The sequence below is a fragment of the Marinobacter flavimaris genome (assembly GCF_045057155.1).
Lineage (GTDB): Bacteria > Pseudomonadota > Gammaproteobacteria > Pseudomonadales > Oleiphilaceae > Marinobacter > Marinobacter manganoxydans.
Window position 1 is genome coordinate 1,376,535 of record NZ_CP171359.1, and the last position, 15,719, is coordinate 1,392,253.

The following is a 15,719-nucleotide window of genomic DNA, read 5'->3' on the forward strand; positions in this document are numbered from 1 at the left end:
GGGGGTTGAGCATGCGTATTCTCAAAAACAGCGTCTTGGTTTTGGCGACTACAGTTTCATGTGTTTTTGGGGATTCGCGCTTGGCGCCTCCAGCGCTGACGAGGTCAGAGCCAGCATGGACAAAAACGCTGCAAATCAGAAAGTTAGACTTAGTAGTACTCACCGTGGAAATTTAGCACTTACTGTTAAAAGTTTTAGTACTTACTGTGGTCGTCCACCAAACGCACAAAACAGTATTCAATCCCCAGCATCAAAGTGCGTATAATGTATATTATGTTAAATCTAGTATAGCAACACTCAAGCTCACATCAATACAGTCGTTACACTCTGTGCGCACCCAACTCACCTATCCGGCTTTCAGGTGTTCATTAATGAAGTGGTACCGGCTGTTTCTGTTTTCCATGTTATTCTCCCTGATGCCGATAAGTCCTGCGGCAGCTAATCAGGAAATCATCCGAGTCACCACCGGCCAGTGGCCTCCCTACCTGGATAAGGAAAGTCCGCACGGTGGTTTTCTGGCGCAGATTATTCGCGAGGCTTTTGACAGCGAAGACATACGCGTGGAGTTTTCTTTCTTTCCCTGGTCCCGAGCCCTGGCCCTGGTGAAGTCCAAGAAATACCAGGCGTCGGCGGTCTGGTCATGCACGGCGGAAAGAAAACGCGAGTTTCTCTATTCCGCGCCAATTTTGCCCTATCAATATGTGTTTTATCATCGGCAGGAAATGCCATTCGATTGGGATGCATTGCCAGATCTCAGTGGGAAGACTGTCGGACTTACGCAGGATTACAGCTACGGACAGACACTCAGCGATGCTATCGACAGTGGTCTGGTAAGTTCCGATGTCACCACGTCCGACATTGCCAATTTCCGGAAGCTGTTGCTTGAGCGGATCGATCTTTTTCCCATGGATCCGGTGGTTGGTGAAGCGATGATTGCCCATCACCTGGGGCCAGAAGCGGGAGCCCGGCTGGAGTTCCATCCAAGGCCGCTTAGAAGTGCTCTCTACCATCTCCCGTTTTCTCGTGACGACCCGGAGGCGGGCCGCCTCAAGCGGACATTTGATCGGGGATTGGCCAATCTGCGTGAAAGCGGCCGCTATCAGGAGATTATTGAAAATGCCCTGAATGCCCACAGTTCCTCTGCGGCGGCCGCAATACTGGAAGAAAAACTGGTGAACTGGGATGAAGATCCCAGTTCCTGTGGTTAAGAGTCCGTGTCGGTTTCCTCTACCACATTCTCGGCATGCCTCTTTGCCAGCTCTTCCAGCGTTATGTACTCACACTCTTTTTCAGCCATAAACGAGTCTGCCGAATCAATCAGGATGTTGTCATCGCGCATGAATCGGCGACCCAGCAGCGCCGGATAGGAGAACTTGCCGCGGTCTGTCAGTGAAAACTGCGTGGTATGGGTGGTTCCGGCAATGCAGAAGTCCATCATGACCACATATCGCTTCTGGGATGGCGCGCCTTTTCGTTTAATCAGAACTGTTCGCTCGACCGGCCGCTCGAACTCCAGAATGACGTCGTCATGGTCCAGTTCGCCCTCGGTCGGCTGGTCCTCGTGGTCACCCAGTGGAATCTGGAAACTGACCCACTCCTCTCCGTCGCGCTCAAAGCCCTCGATGTTGACCGCGTGCAGAGACGACGTTTTGGCGCCTGTATCGAGTCGCGCCTTAAGCCTCAGGTTGGTATCTTTCATGACTACCCATTCAACATAGCCAAGGGTTTCCGGCGGTCGCTGCTGGTTATTGTTGGCATCGGCCTCCGCAGAAACTGCCATCGCTGATGGAAAAACCAATGCCATAGCCAACAACGCCCTAATAACAAACCTCATTCAATACCTCCTGCAAATTCCTGTAAATCCGGGAAAAATGATAAAAAATTGTGCTCCAGTTCTTCGTGGTTTGCGCGGATTTCCGTGATCATGCCAGCGAAATCATTTCTGAACCGTATGCGCCCCGCAACGCGGTCCAGTGCCTTCCCGATGTTTTCAAGGTCCTGGTAGGCCCCGAACCAGTCGTTCCACACCATCATTCGGGTAACTCTGGCCATTTTTTCCGGCATTAGATGTTCTTTCTGCTGCAACTCGTTGTATATACCGCGAATAAACGCCTCTTGCTCAATTTCACTGAACCGGTCCCAGTGTTTGAGAAGAAAATGGTCATAGAGAATATCGAGCGCAACGCCGGCAAATCGACGACGTTGACGGGAGAAGACCTGTTTGCTGGCAAGTACGTCGGGGTGCTGGTCGGTGAAGCTGTCGACCGCCCGATGGTGGCGGACGCCCTGCTTCACCGGGTCCGGCAGCGTCGAGAGATCGACGCCCCGGGTAAAGTCACCGAGGATGCTCCCCACCCGAGCTTCAGGTGAGTCCGGCGCGAGAAATACATGAGCCAGATGGTTCAAACAGTCTCCCCGGTGGCCTGGTTTCAGAAGTTGAATTGAATACCGACGCCCAGACCATCGACTTCGGCATTACTGTCTTCATAATAACGCATGTATTCAAGGTTGCCGGACAGGTTCGGCGCAAATTCCATATTCATGCCGATGCCGTAGGACACGTCCGTTTCATCCTCGGTGGCAGTGCCCAGAAACGAAGAAGCTTCGATTTCGACCCGGGTGAAACCGAGGATAGCGTACGGCGTAATGGGTGATTCGTTGGCCAGATTGAACGTGGCGTAGCCGCCGAAGAAGTTATCCAGTGAATAATCGACTCCGCCGATGCGGTCGTCATCCACGCCAAAACCGCCCCGCGCTTCGATGCCCAGATACGGCGTCGCCATCACGCCAACTTTGGCAGACAGCGTGCCTACGTCGGCATCCGCGTTACCGCTCTCAAGGTTCATGAAAGTGTAGTTCAGGCCTGTGTAGAGCCCGCCAACGCCAGACTTGTACATATCCTGGGCGGATGCGGCTCCTGCAGCAGCCATACCGGTGGCAAAGATAACGGCAATTGAACGTACGTGTTTCATTTTTTATCTCCTTAACCGAATTGTTCGGTGTACATCGCTGAACTTGCACCAGACTGACGCGTTTTGCCATCAGAAAGATCCGCATTTACGCGTTATTTACACCGATTTAATTCGCCGGTAATTTCAGCATCCGCGCGGTGTTACCTTGCGGAAGGCCGACCCCACAGGTATTCTGACGCCGTCTCCCGGTATCAGCTGGCTCGAGCATCCATTGAGAAATCTCTACCCCGTCATTTTCATTGTCAGCGTCATGTTCGTGCTTTTGAGCATTTTCATGACATTGCCTGTCATCCTGCTTGCGGGCTCTGAAGCGCCGAACGCCATGGCGTTTGCAGAATCGGCCGCCATTGTCTGGGGGCTCGGTATACTGGGAATGGCCGCCACCTACCGCAAACCGAGAGATCTGAAGCCCAGGTACATGTTCGTACTCACGGTATCTTCGTGGTTCATTATTGCCCTGTTTTCATCGCTTCCTTTCTATCTGAGTGACCTGGGCATTTCTGCCGCAGACGCCTTTTTCGAGGGCACCTCGGGGATTACCACCACCGGGGCAACGGTGCTCAGCGGCCTCGATGATATGGACAGGGATCTTTTGATCTGGCGGTCCATTCTGCAATGGATTGGTGGTATCGGAATTATCGGTATGTTCGTTGCGGTACTCCCGTTTCTGCGGGTCGGCGGCATGCGGCTGTTCGCCACCGAGTCTTCGGAATGGACCGACAAGGCTCTGCCAAGGATGAAAACACTCAGCCGTGGCTTGCTGGTGGTTTATCTGGCGTTTTCGATCATTGCGGTGGTTACCTACTGGTTTTCTGGCATGACGCTCTTCGATGCCTTCAACCATGGTCTTACCAGCATCGCCACCGGTGGCTTTTCCACCTCGGATCTGTCCATGGGCAAGTTCAATGATCTGATCCTCATGGAAGCCACATTTTTCATGATTATCGGCAGCTTGCCCTTCTTCCTTTTCGTGCGTGAAATGCATGGCCAACACGGCGTTCTTTTCCGGGATCAGCAGGTGCGATTGTTTCTCGCTATCCTGTTTTTCGTACCGCTGCTTCTAACTCTTTACCGCTGGATGGTGTCACCGGTCCCCTTCGATCCCATCCATAACTATGCCTCTACCCTGTTTAACGTCACTTCTGTGGTAACCACCACCGGCTATGCCTCCGAAGATTATTCGGCCTGGGGCCCTCTGGCGTTCGTGCTGTTCTTTTTCCTGATGTTCGTGGGCGGCTGCTCTGGTTCCACGGCCGGCGGCATGAAAATCTTCCGGTTCCAGCTTTCCCTGATCATCCTGCGTGAGCAGTTGATGCGCCTGCTGCACCCTCGTGCGGTTCTTACCCGTAATTACAATGGCCGGGCCGTGAGTGATGAGATTATCTCGTCGATGATCGCCTACACGTTTATCTTCCTGCTCTGTCTTTTGCTGATCACGGTTGCCCTGGCCGCCATGCAGCTGGACTTTGTCACGGCACTGTCCGGCGCCCTCACCTCGCTGACCAATGTCGGCCCCGGCCTTGGGGACATAATCGGCCCTGCGGGTAATTTCGGGCCGCTTCCCGATGCGGCAAAATGGGTACTGTCTGTGGGTATGCTGATGGGGCGTCTGGAGATACTGAGCGTGGTGATCGTTCTATCGCCGGCATTCTGGCGCAGCTGAGGCCTACCTGAGCCAGAGTATGGCGGGGTTTTCCAGGGGAAGGTTCAGGCGTTCATCCCGCACTCGCAGGCGCGGCGTGTAGTGTCCTTCGGGGCGTGGAGGCACTGTGCATTCATAAAGATAGGTATGAGGGGAACCACCCAGCGGATGTTTCATCTGCATGGCCGTAATGGTTCTTGGGCCATGCTCGGAATCCTCTGCAACAAGCTCTACTGCAATCCGCTGCTCGTCAATTCCATCCAGATAGACTTCCACGGTGAAAGTCTGGCTACCCGAATCTTCGCTTGTATTGAAGCTGTTGAAACGCAACCGGGACCAGTGCCTGGAGATTTCTCCGTATTCACCAATTAACTCCCTTGCAGTCTCGGAGCTGCGCCGGCTCCCCATTTCTGCCATGGGGAGATAGAACTGCTCTACGTATTCCCGCACCATCCGGTTGGCAGAATAGGCCGCCGTCAGTTGATCCATGCTTGCGCGCATACGTCCAACCCAGTTCCGGGGAATACCTTCGCTGTCGACGTCATAGAACCCGGGAATTACCTCGTTCTCCAACAGATCAAACAGCTGTTCCATGTCTGAGAGATCGTGGTCGTGATTGTTTGACCCGCTTAGCTCGTCAAACGTAGCGCCAGGTCGAATAGCCCAGCCCACATCCGGGTTCCAGGCCTCCGCCCACCAGCCATCGTACTGTGACAGGTTCAGTCCCCCGTTCACGAGTACCTTCATGCCACTGGTGCCGCAGGCTTCCCAAGGGTGTCTCGGACAATTGAGCCACACATCCACGCCCTGGATAAGCTGGTTGGCCACGCCCAGATCGTAGTCTTCAATAAACACCACCTTGCCCTCGACATCCGGTCGCCGGGAGAAGGCTTTCCATCGCCGGATGATGTCTTTCCCCGGGAGATCGTAGGGGTGGGCCTTGCCTGCAAGCACAATCTGAATCGGGCGATCGCGGCTGGCAAGCAGTTTGAGCAGGCGCTCCTGATCCTTGAGCAGGAGATCTGGTCGCTTGTATTCCGTAAACCGGCGGGCAAAGCCCAACGTGAGGGTTTCATGGTCCAACAAAAGGCCACACGCGGCTTCATGGTTGTTTCCGGGGTTTTGTTCGCAATGCTGGCTTGCAAGCCTTCGCCGGAGGTAGGTAATCAGCCTTGCGCGCTCCAGGCGCCTCATTTCCCATAATTCTTCGTCGGCGATGTTTGTCATCGGGCAGGTGCTCTGGAGAGGCCTGCGCCAGCGATCCTTGCCACAGGCCCGGGTCCAGATGGCGTCGGATTCCGGAGAATCCCAGCTCGGCGTGTGGATGCCATTGGTCACATAGTCCGCCGGAATGTCTTCGGCCGGCCAGCGCGGGAAGAAAGGCTGGAAAATGGTCTGGGTGACCTTCTGGTGGATGCGGCTGACACCGTTGAACCGACCACTCATATTGAGGGCCAGCAAGGCCATATTGAGTTTAAGGTCAGTCGACTGATTGTCTGGGCTGGAGGGCTGGCTTCCCAATGCCAGCAATTGATCGACATTCAGGTCGCGGCCTTCGAGCCAGGGTGTCAGATACAGTCGCAATAGCGATCGGGAGAAATGATCAAAGCCGGACGCCACCGAGGTGTGCGTGGTAAACAGATTGGTCGCCCTGGTTGCGGTTCGAGCTGTCTGGAAATCACTTTCATGGTCGTCCTGCCAGCTGAAGGCCCTCTCTATGAGCGCCAGGGCACAGTGGCCCTCATTCAGATGGCAGAGTGACGGCGATCTCCCCAGTTGTTCCAGCAGACGCCAGCCACCGATGCCCAATACCATTTCCTGTTGCAGGCGCTTTTCCGGGTCACCGGTATAGAGTTCGCTGGTGATACCCCGGTCGCCCGGTTCGTTTCGGGGGTCGTTGCTATCGAGCAGCAACAGCTCGCAGCGGCCCACCTGGGCCTTCCAGGCCCGAAGGCGCACGTGTCTTCCCGGGAAAGGCACAATCACCCTCACCCACTGGTCGTCAGCGTCCCGCAGGGGCGAGACGGGCAGCATGGTGGGGTCGTTGTAAGGATAGAACTCCAGCTGTTCGCCATCGGTGCTGATGGCCTGGCGAAAGTAGCCCTGCTGGTACAGCAGACCCACCGCCATGACTGGTGCACCCAGATCGCTGGACGCCTTCAGAAAATCGCCGGCCAGTACGCCCAGACCACCGCTGTACAGCGGCAGCGATTCGCTCAGACCATATTCCATGCAGAAATAGGCAACGCCCTCGCCCAGATCGCCCGGACAATCGGTCGAATACCAGGTGTCAGCCTCTGTGAAAGCCTGGTGAGCATGAATCTGCTCACGGTAGCGCTGCTGAAAGTCGGGGTCTGCGGCCAGTTCTTCCAGCCGCTCCCCGGACACGCTGTTCAAAACCAGCCACGCGTTCCGGGTGGTGTTCCAGATGTCCGAATCAAGAGCGCGCCAGAGTTCATCGGTACCGTGATGCCAGGTCCACCGAAGGTCCAGCGCCAACTGGAACAATCCGCTCAGGGATTCCGGCAAGGACCGCGGGGTATAGGCTGCCAGGGTCAAATTCGAGCTCCTTGGGCACTTTCTATCCTTGTTCGGGGCGAACTATGCTTGTTTACGGCGAACAGGAAAATAATTGACTGGCATGTGGTGGCTTTTCAGCCAGTTAATGAGTGAAGAGATTGTAAAACTGTCGTTCTCGACGCCTTCGAAGTCGACACCAAGGCCGCGGTCTGACTTCCGCACAACATGGGCCTTCAGCCGACGGAACCGCTTTTCCTGGGTATCCGGAAAACGGAACTCCAGTTCCACCGTCTGGTTTAACTGAACGTCAGTGTAGTCCGTGGCAATGAACAGACCACGTTTGGAGGCATCGCGAATCTGACCGGTCGCAACCGGCATCCCGCGCTTGTATACCAACAGACCAAGCTTTCCCTGTACGCGTTTACTGAGTCTGTGTTCCATGTTCCCCCCTCGTGACTCATCTTGAACGCCAATTGTTGATACTGCTTGTGTGTTATATCGAAGGTTGGGGCCCGCCTCTTTGATGCTGATCAAAAAATGCTCAGACCGGAGGAAGGCGCCCATGTCGTTTTACCGATTCAGCGATTATTTTCGACAAGTCTTTCTCGGGAAAATTCCAGTCCAGTTGCCATGTCCAGTTATTTGTAATGGTGCCCGGCGTATTGAACCTTGCCTCGGTTCCAAGACCGAGGAAATCCTGCATAGGCACCACGGCCAATGAGCAGACCGAACGGAACGCCGCTTCAATTACCGGCCATGGCATCCCATCACCACTGGTGGCCAGATAATCGTTCACATAGTGCCGGGTACGGTCATCCAGGCTGCGGTACCACCCCAGTGTTGTGTCGTTATCGTGGGTGCCGGTGTAGACAAGATCCCGGGGCTGGTGGTTGTGAAGCAGATGCGGATTGTTTGGGCTGCCGTCGAAGCCAAACTGCATCACCGTCATCCCTGGCAGTCGGAAGCGATGACGAAGTTCTTCCACATCGTCGCTGATGATGCCGAGATTTTCGGCCACCAGGGGTAAATCCGGGAAGCGGTCGAAGCAGGCCTGTAGAAAATGGTCAGAGGGGCCGGGAACCCAATAGCCGTTTCGTGGTTGAGGAGCTTCAGCCGGGATCTCCCAATAGGCCTGAAGCCCCCGAAAATGGTCTATCCGGATCAGATCGAACAGATGGCGCTGGCTTTCGAGCCGTTGAAGCCACCACTGGTAGCCATCTTCCGCCATGACCTGCCAGTTGTAGAGTGGATTACCCCAGTGCTGACCTTCCTCGGAAAAATAGTCCGGCGGCACACCGGCAACCACAGTAGGTTCGCCCCGGGCGTCCAGTTTGAAGAACTGTCGGTTGGCCCAGACATCGGCGCTGTCTTGAGCGACAAATATGGGGATATCACCAAACAGCAAAACATTGCGGCTTCGTGCATAGTCCCTGAGTGCCTGCCACTGGTGGTTGAACAGGAACTGCTCAAACCTGATGCGAGCCAGTCTGGCCTGGTTCTGGTCGACAAAGGCCTGCAAGGCAGCCGGCTCCCGATCCCTCAAGTGCTCTGGCCACTGGAGCCAGCCTGGCGACTCCTGAACCTCCCGGATTGCGCAGAACAGACAGAAATCATCCAGCCAGTAATCATTTCTTGCCCGGAAAGCTTCAAATCCGGCCAGATCAAGGCCCTTCCGGCCTGTGGCATGGCCCTCGTAAAACCGTTGGGCGGCGATGGCCAGCAGCTGCTGGCGGGATTCGGCGATGGGCTGGGCCAGTTCAGCATCGGCCAGCAGTCCGGTCTGCAGCAGTTCAGCGAGGTCAATAAAATCCTGGTTGCCCGCGTGGGCACTCAGGGACTGGTACGGTGAAAGATCCTGGTGGGTTGGTCCAATAGGCAGTGTCTGCCAGATGGTGATGCCACTGTCGGCCAGAAAATCGACGAACCGGCGGGCGCCGGCGCCCAGAACACCGAGGCTTCCGGGCAGGCAGGTCGGGTGAAGCAGCACACCGGCCCTTCGGGCACTGAACAGATCCTTGTCGTTCGCTGAAGTCATGCAGGATGGTCCGCCTCATGGCCCGGCCGCATGGTGCCGCCGCGAGCTGGTTCCCCGCTGCCCTGGCTGAGCTTCTGAAACACGGATGGCGGCGCCGGGTAGCCGATCATTTCATAGAGGTTGACGAGGTGACGGCGATACAGATGCTCAAAGTCGCTGACGATCTGGGCCGGGTTATAGTCACCAAACCACCAGAACCAGTCGGACCCTTCGCAGATAGCCAGTTGCTGCATGGCGGCTGCTTTCTGCTCCGAATTGAGGCTGCCGTTGTCCATCACCCGGTCGAAGTGGGTTTTGGCTTCACAGAGCAGATCCCAGGCCCGGTTCTTGTCCGGGTCACCGATCCAGGTGGAGAACGTGCCGTAAATCCAGCTGCCGGCCACAAGATGCGGCAAATGAACCGGCGCGGCTACGGGGTTCGCCACCAGATCGGCATAAGTGGTCAATCTGAGCCGGGGGTGGTTTGCCAGTACCCGATAAAGTTCGTCGAGGAAGTGAAAACCGTTCTCGGGGTAATACTCCCAGGCATTTTCGCCATCCATGATCACCGAAATCACCGGCTTCGTCTTGCCCTTGGCCTGCCCCGCAATGTTTTCCATGTGATGCACCAGGTCGCCAACGGCATCCCTGGCGTGCCAGTCTGCATAAGTAAAACCGATCAGATCCGACAGACCGTCGTCACGGAAGAAGACGGCGGTATCCGATTCGCCGAACGTATAGGGCTGGTGAATTCCGGCATCGGGCAAATCCGGGTTGTCCTGCCGGGCCAGATTGAGGCTGTTGTGCACCACAGAATCTCCGCTGGCAGTCCATCGGAATTGATGTTGATCCAGCAGGCCCAGTGTAGCCTGGCTGAGACCACCCTCGGAAGCCCAGCAGCCGGAGGGATCAACACCGAAGAAGCGCTGAAAAACGGTCCTAGCCTGTTGGAGCTGCCATGCGGCGCGCGCTTCACCCTCCGGGTAATGGCTGTGTGCTGGCAAAGCAATATCCGGCATGGCCTCGCGGGCAGCACCCAGGTCGATCAACAGAGGGAGCATGGCATGGGTATAGGGGCTGACAGACAACTCCACCTGCCCTTTTTGCGCAAGATGCCGGTACCTTGGGCCGATGCCGGATAGCACATCAAAAATCACGTCGAGAAGAGCCTTCCGGTCATCCATCGAAAAGTTGTGGCCCTTCTCCTGAAGGCTCTGGATGCAATGGCTGCTTCTGCGGATGGTTTCTCCCATCCAGCCAAGGTGGTACCAAACCAGCAAGTCGGAAAGAAACCGGCTTGAAATGTATCTCTGCAGCTCGGGCTTTTTGCGGTAAACCTCTGCAAGCTCCGCCAACTGCGCGTAGGCCGGATACCGATTGATGATCCGTTCCCGGTTGGCCCGCAGAGACTTTTCGATCAATCCCAGAAACGCAGGCGTTCCGGTTTCCGGCAACTGTTCTGCAACCAGAGCTGCGAGCAAAGGATCGCCGATCTCGCCAGCGCCATGGCGCCATTTTTCAATCTGGATAAGGTAGGTCTCGATCTGCTCAAGCAGAACCGGGGCAAAATTGACTACCGCCCTGGCGTCCGGATTTGCTTCCAGATGCGCCGCCATGTCGCTGTAATCCTTGATGGTATGAAGGTACACCCAGGGAAACAGGAACTGATCAGTGCGCATATCCTGATAAGACGGCTGGTGCATATGCCAGCAGAGTACAACCGGTGTTTTGGTGTCAGAGGCCATGGGGATAATCCTGCCCGAGCATCTCGGGCGTGATCAGCACAATACCTTTGGGCGATACATGAAAACGCTTCCGGTCATCGGCCTCGTCGAAACCTATCCTCGTCCCTTCGGGGATGCGGCAGCCACGATCAATCAAGGCATTGCGGATGTGGCAGTGACGGCCAATCTCGACATCCGGGTAGATGACCGAATCCGAGATTTCACTATAAGAATGAATCTTAACTTGCGAAAACAACAAGGAATGCTTCACCAGAGCGCCGGAGACAATACAGCCGCCGGCCACCATGGAGTCCACAGCCATGCCCCGTCGATTGTCATCATCGAAAACAAACTTTGCCGGTGGCAGCTGTTCCTGATAGGTCCATATCGGCCAGTGGGAATCATAGAGATTGAGCTCCGGGCTGATTCCGATCAGCTCCAGGTTTGCCTGCCAGAGTGCGTCCACGGTGCCCACATCGCGCCAATAGGCCGGCTTGTTTTCAACCGGATTACGGAACGGGAAGGCGACCACCCGCAGACGCTTGATGACGGAGGGAATAATGTCCTTGCCGAAATCGTGGGACGATTCGCCATCCATCTGCTGGTCGCGCATGAGCTCGTCGAAGAGCACCTGGGTGCTGAACACATAGATGCCCATGGATGCCAGCGCCTTTCCGGGCTGGCCCGGCATTGGCTTTGGCTGTTCTGGCTTCTCGACGAACTCGGTGACCCTCAACTCGTCATCTACCGACATCACCCCGAATGCCGAGGCTTCATCGAGAGGTACTTCGATACAGCCCACGGTAATATCGGCATCATTCTCCACGTGATGGGCCAGCATGGTGCCGTAGTCCATCTTGTACACGTGATCACCCGCAAGAATAAGCACATACTCTGGCTGGTGGCTGCGAATGATGTCGAGGTTCTGAAGCACAGCGTCTGCCGTTCCCTCATACCAGGAAGTCTCGATCCGCTGTTGCGCAGGTAAGAGCTCTACGAACTCATCCAGTTCTCCCCGGAGAAACCCCCAACCCCGCTGGATATGGCGGATCAGGGAATGGGATTTGTACTGGGTGATCACACCAACCTGCCCGATGCCGGAGTTGATGCAGTTCGAGAGTGGAAAATCGATAATCCGGAACTTGCCGCCAAATGGCACCGCCGGTTTGGCCCGCCATTTGGTGAGATCGTGGAGGCGGGATCCCCGCCCTCCGGCAAGTACCAGAGCAAGAGTCTGACGAGTGAGACGACTGACGAAACGCTTGGCCGTTTGCATAGCTGCTTCCCTGAAGAAAACCTTCCCTGTAACCGGTCGTTTAACCGCAAGGGTTTGCCACGTTTTTGACGCCCTAAACTATAGTAGAACACTAGCACGGAATTATGACGTAAACTTGTTTTGGGTCATTTTTTAAACAGGCCCTTTCGCGTCCAATGAAGGGACGCTCAAAGCGCCTCATCTGGTCAGGAACAGCACGGTCTATGGACAGTCCAACGCTCAGCGAATTCGACCTCCACCTTTTTGCCGAGGGTCGCCACTGGCACATTTACAACGTGCTCGGTGCCCATGTCTGCAGGAACCGAGGTGTGGAAGGTGTCCGGTTTGCAGTCTGGGCGCCGCACGCCAGCGCCGTCAGTGTTGCCGGTGACTTTAACGAATGGAACGCGGGCATCCATCCCATGTCGTTGCATGAAGGCACGGGGGTTTGGTCCTGCTTTATCCCGGGCATCGGTAACGGCGCTCTCTATAAATTCGCCATCACAACGGACAAAGGCCGGCAGATCCTGAAAACCGATCCCTATGGACAGGCTTTCGAGCTCAGGCCCTCCACCGCTGCTGTAGTCACCGAGCGAGGCCACTTTGGCTGGGGCGATGGCGACTGGCTGGCCCGGCGGGGTCGCTGGAACTGGCAGGATTCGCCCATCTCCATCTACGAGGTTCATGCCGCCTCCTGGCGCCACCACGGTTCGGGTCGATGGCTGACCTATCGGGAACTGGCCGACCAACTCATTCCCTATGTGCTCGAACTGGGCTTCACCCACATTGAACTGTTGCCGGTCACGGAACACCCCCTGGATGAATCCTGGGGATACCAGACGACCGGATACTACGCGCCCACCAGTCGGTTCGGCACGCCGGACGATCTTCGTTATCTGGTGGACCAATGCCACCGGCACAACATCGGCGTGATTCTGGACTGGGTACCGGGACATTTCCCGACCGATGAACACGCCCTTGCCCGCTTTGATGGCAGCGCGCTTTACGAACATGAAGATCCCCGCAAAGGGCGCCATCAGGACTGGGGCACACTCATCTACAACTATGGCCGGCATGAGGTGCGGAACTTCCTGATCGGCAGTGCCTTGTTCTGGCTGGACGCCTTTCATATCGACGGACTCAGGGTGGATGCGGTGGCTTCCATGCTGTACCTCAACTACTCCCGCAAGGAAGGCGAATGGGAGCCCAACGTGCATGGAGGCCATGAAAACCTCGAAGCCATTGAGTTCCTGCGGGAATTGAACCAGGTCTGCCAGAGCCGCTTCCCCGGAACGCTGGTCTGCGCGGAAGAATCGACCTCCTGGCCGCGTGTAACCCGGCCACCGGAAATTGGCGGACTCGGGTTCAACCTGAAATGGAACATGGGCTGGATGCACGACACCCTGGACTATCTGGCACAGGATCCGGTGTATCGTCAGTATCATCACGACAAGCTGACCTTTGGGCTGCTCTATGCCTTCTCGGAGAATTTCCTGCTGCCGCTTTCCCACGACGAAGTGGTTCATGGCAAAGGCAGCCTGATCAACAAAATGACCGGCGACGAATGGCAACAGAGGGCTACTTTGAGGGTGCTTTTTACCTACATGTTCAGTTACCCGGGCGCCAAACTTCTTTTCATGGGCGGTGAATTCGGGCAGCGACGCGAATGGAGTGAATCCCGGGAACTGGACTGGTCTCTACTGGCCTACCCGGAGCATCAGGGAATTAAAAAGCTGGTTCAGGACCTGAACGGTATTTACCGGCGGGAGGTGTCGTTACACGGCGCCTGCTTCAAGCCGGATGGTTTCGAGTGGATCGACTGCCATGATTCCCCCCAGTCAGTGATCAGTTTCCTGCGCACCGCCAAGGGCGAAACCTCGGTGATTGTCGTTAATTTCACACCCATGCCCAGACACCACTATCGGATCGGCCTGCCTGAAGGTGGCAACTGGCGGGAAATTTTTAATTCCGATTCAGAGTATTACGGTGGGAGTAATCTGGGAAATCCCTACCCCATGCCTGCGGATGCCCAGCCCTGGATGAACCGTGAGTGGTCCGTGGAACTAACCCTGCCACCACTGGGCGCGATCATTCTGAGGCCGGCTTTATGATCCGCGTGCTGTTTGCAACCAGTGAGGTTTATCCCTTGATGAAAACCGGCGGTCTTGCCGACGTTTCAGCAAGTTTGCCGGAAGCGCTCTGCCGCCTGGAATACGACGTACAGATACTTCTACCGGGCTATCCCGATGCTTTGAGAGCGGCAAGAAAGGCAGGCTCCCGAAGGAAGGCGCGGTTTCAGCTGGGGCAATACAATGTGAGCCTCTGGCAGACCCGACTGCCCGGCACCGCTGTCACGCTATGGCTAGTGGACTGTCCGCCATTGTTTGATCGCCCTGGCAACCCCTACAAGAACGAGGAAGGCAAAGACTGGTGGGACAATGCCCATCGCTTTGAGCTGTTCGGAAAGGTCGGCGCCATGATCGCCATGGGAGAGGCAGGCCTGTCCTGGAGACCGGATCTGGTTCACTGCAACGACTGGCAAACCGGGCTGATACCGGTATTTCTAGAGGCCTACCACGACAGGCCCGGCACTGTGTTTACCATCCATAACCTCGCCTACCAGGGACTCTTCTCCCACGAGACTTTCCGTGCCCTGGGTCTGCCTGATTCGCTCTGGAACCTCGAGCAGCTTGAATTCTACGGGCAGCTTTCGTTCATCAAGGGCGGCCTGGTTTTCAGTGACCGAATCACCACCGTCAGCCCGACCTATGCGCTCGAGATCCAGACCCCGGAATTCGGTAATGGACTTGATGGTTTGCTCCGACACCGCCAGGACGCGCTCACCGGCATTCTCAACGGCATCGATAACCGGGTCTGGAATCCCGAGGAGGACCCTGAACTGTCCTTTCACTATGGCCGGGATCACTTGAAGAACAAGGCGCAGTGCCAGGCCGGCCTGCAGCAAGAGCTCGGGCTGGAGGTAAACGGCGGTCCACTACTGGGCTTCATCGGGCGACTGGTTGAACAGAAAGGCGTGGACTGGCTGGTTTCGGTGATGCCGCACTTGCTGGAACAGGGTTGCCAGTTTGTCGTTCTTGGCTCCGGTGAAGCCAGTTACGAGGAGCCCCTGAAACGCCTTGCCCGGCAATGGCCGGGGCAAATGTCTCTCACGTTGGGCTACAACGAGGGGCTTTCCCATCGCATCACGGCCGGATGTGACCTGTTCCTGATGCCATCGAGATTCGAGCCCTGTGGGCTCAACCAGATGTACAGCCTCAGGTACGGCACGATTCCGGTGGTGCACGGTGTTGGCGGACTGGCAGATACCGTCCAGGACCCTCAGGAAGTTGGCATCGACAAGGCCACCGGATTCGTTTTTACCGGCGCCAATGCCGATTCGTTACTGGCTGCCGTAAACCGCGCGCTACAGTTTTTTGAAAAACGTAAGCAATGGCGGCGATTGCAGGATAACGGCATGGCGATCGATTATTCCTGGAAGCAGCGGGCTCGCACCTATGGCGATCTGTATCAACGTATTCTCAAAGAACGTGACCAACAACAGCTGGATTAGTGCGAGCGTTTGCCCGCCTGG

The 15,719-nt window shown here is 56.1% G+C and carries 12 protein-coding genes; 4 read left to right on the forward strand and 8 right to left on the reverse strand.

Going from position 1 to position 15,719, the window contains the following annotated elements; translation table 11 throughout:
• Positions 1–371 precede the first annotated feature (371 nt).
• The gene (locus ACGK9W_RS06370) at positions 372–1,208 is read left to right on the forward strand and encodes an ABC transporter substrate-binding protein (RefSeq protein WP_008169721.1); all 837 of its coding nucleotides are present in this window, start codon (positions 372–374) and stop codon (positions 1,206–1,208) included.
• Here ACGK9W_RS06370 and ACGK9W_RS06375 read toward each other — a convergent pair.
• Genes ACGK9W_RS06375 through ACGK9W_RS06385 form a run of 3 tightly spaced genes read right to left on the reverse strand, consistent with a single transcriptional unit; the run spans position 1,205 to position 2,972 of the window.
• Positions 1,205–1,834: an ATP-dependent zinc protease gene (locus tag ACGK9W_RS06375; protein WP_008169718.1), complete on the reverse strand. Its 630-nt coding sequence runs from the start codon at positions 1,832–1,834 to the stop codon at positions 1,205–1,207. The genes ACGK9W_RS06370 and ACGK9W_RS06375 overlap by 4 nt on opposite strands.
• Positions 1,831–2,406 (reverse strand): ACP phosphodiesterase, encoded by a 576-nt coding sequence (locus ACGK9W_RS06380; protein ID WP_008169716.1) that lies wholly within the window; start codon positions 2,404–2,406, stop codon positions 1,831–1,833. Before ACGK9W_RS06380 ends, ACGK9W_RS06375 begins: the two co-directional genes overlap by 4 nt.
• A gap of 23 nt (positions 2,407–2,429) precedes the next feature.
• Entirely contained in the window at positions 2,430–2,972 is a 543-nt protein-coding gene (locus ACGK9W_RS06385; RefSeq protein WP_008169714.1) for a porin family protein, read from the reverse strand.
• 250 nt (positions 2,973–3,222) lie between these two features.
• On the opposite strand from ACGK9W_RS06385, the gene ACGK9W_RS06390 reads away from it, so the two are divergent.
• Positions 3,223–4,635, forward strand: a complete 1,413-nt coding sequence (locus ACGK9W_RS06390) for a TrkH family potassium uptake protein (RefSeq protein WP_169702211.1) — start codon at positions 3,223–3,225, stop codon at positions 4,633–4,635.
• Between the two features lie 3 nt (positions 4,636–4,638).
• Here ACGK9W_RS06390 and glgP read toward each other — a convergent pair whose 3' ends face one another.
• The 5 genes from glgP to glgC all read right to left on the reverse strand — a co-directional run bounded on the left by glgP (position 4,639) and on the right by glgC (position 12,148).
• Positions 4,639–7,173: an alpha-glucan family phosphorylase gene (gene glgP / locus ACGK9W_RS06395; RefSeq protein WP_405419761.1), complete on the reverse strand. Its 2,535-nt coding sequence runs from the start codon at positions 7,171–7,173 to the stop codon at positions 4,639–4,641.
• A 42-nt stretch (positions 7,174–7,215) separates the two neighbouring features.
• Positions 7,216–7,575 (reverse strand): PilZ domain-containing protein, encoded by a 360-nt coding sequence (locus ACGK9W_RS06400; RefSeq protein ID WP_039881769.1) that lies wholly within the window; start codon positions 7,573–7,575, stop codon positions 7,216–7,218.
• Positions 7,576–7,675: 100 nt separating this feature from the next.
• Positions 7,676–9,169 carry a 4-alpha-glucanotransferase gene (gene malQ / locus ACGK9W_RS06405; RefSeq protein ID WP_108018595.1) on the reverse strand — a complete coding sequence of 498 codons (1,494 nt, stop codon included), beginning with the start codon at positions 9,167–9,169 and terminating at the stop codon, positions 7,676–7,678.
• Positions 9,166–10,893 (reverse strand): glycoside hydrolase family 57 protein, encoded by a 1,728-nt coding sequence (locus ACGK9W_RS06410; protein ID WP_273018340.1) that lies wholly within the window; start codon positions 10,891–10,893, stop codon positions 9,166–9,168. The genes malQ and ACGK9W_RS06410 overlap by 4 nt, the downstream gene beginning before the upstream one ends.
• The gene (gene glgC, locus ACGK9W_RS06415; protein WP_014577092.1) at positions 10,883–12,148 is read right to left on the reverse strand and encodes a glucose-1-phosphate adenylyltransferase; all 1,266 of its coding nucleotides are present in this window, start codon (positions 12,146–12,148) and stop codon (positions 10,883–10,885) included. The genes ACGK9W_RS06410 and glgC overlap by 11 nt, the downstream gene beginning before the upstream one ends.
• Positions 12,149–12,351: 203 nt before the next feature.
• On the opposite strand from glgC, the gene glgB reads away from it, so the two are divergent.
• Together glgB and glgA are read left to right on the forward strand one after the other, a co-directional pair.
• Positions 12,352–14,238, forward strand: a complete 1,887-nt coding sequence (gene glgB / locus ACGK9W_RS06420; protein WP_041645216.1) for a 1,4-alpha-glucan branching protein GlgB — start codon at positions 12,352–12,354, stop codon at positions 14,236–14,238.
• Positions 14,235–15,698, forward strand: a complete 1,464-nt coding sequence (gene glgA / locus ACGK9W_RS06425; RefSeq protein WP_288365675.1) for a glycogen synthase GlgA — start codon at positions 14,235–14,237, stop codon at positions 15,696–15,698. The genes glgB and glgA overlap by 4 nt, the downstream gene beginning before the upstream one ends.
• Positions 15,699–15,719: the final 21 nt, after the last annotated feature.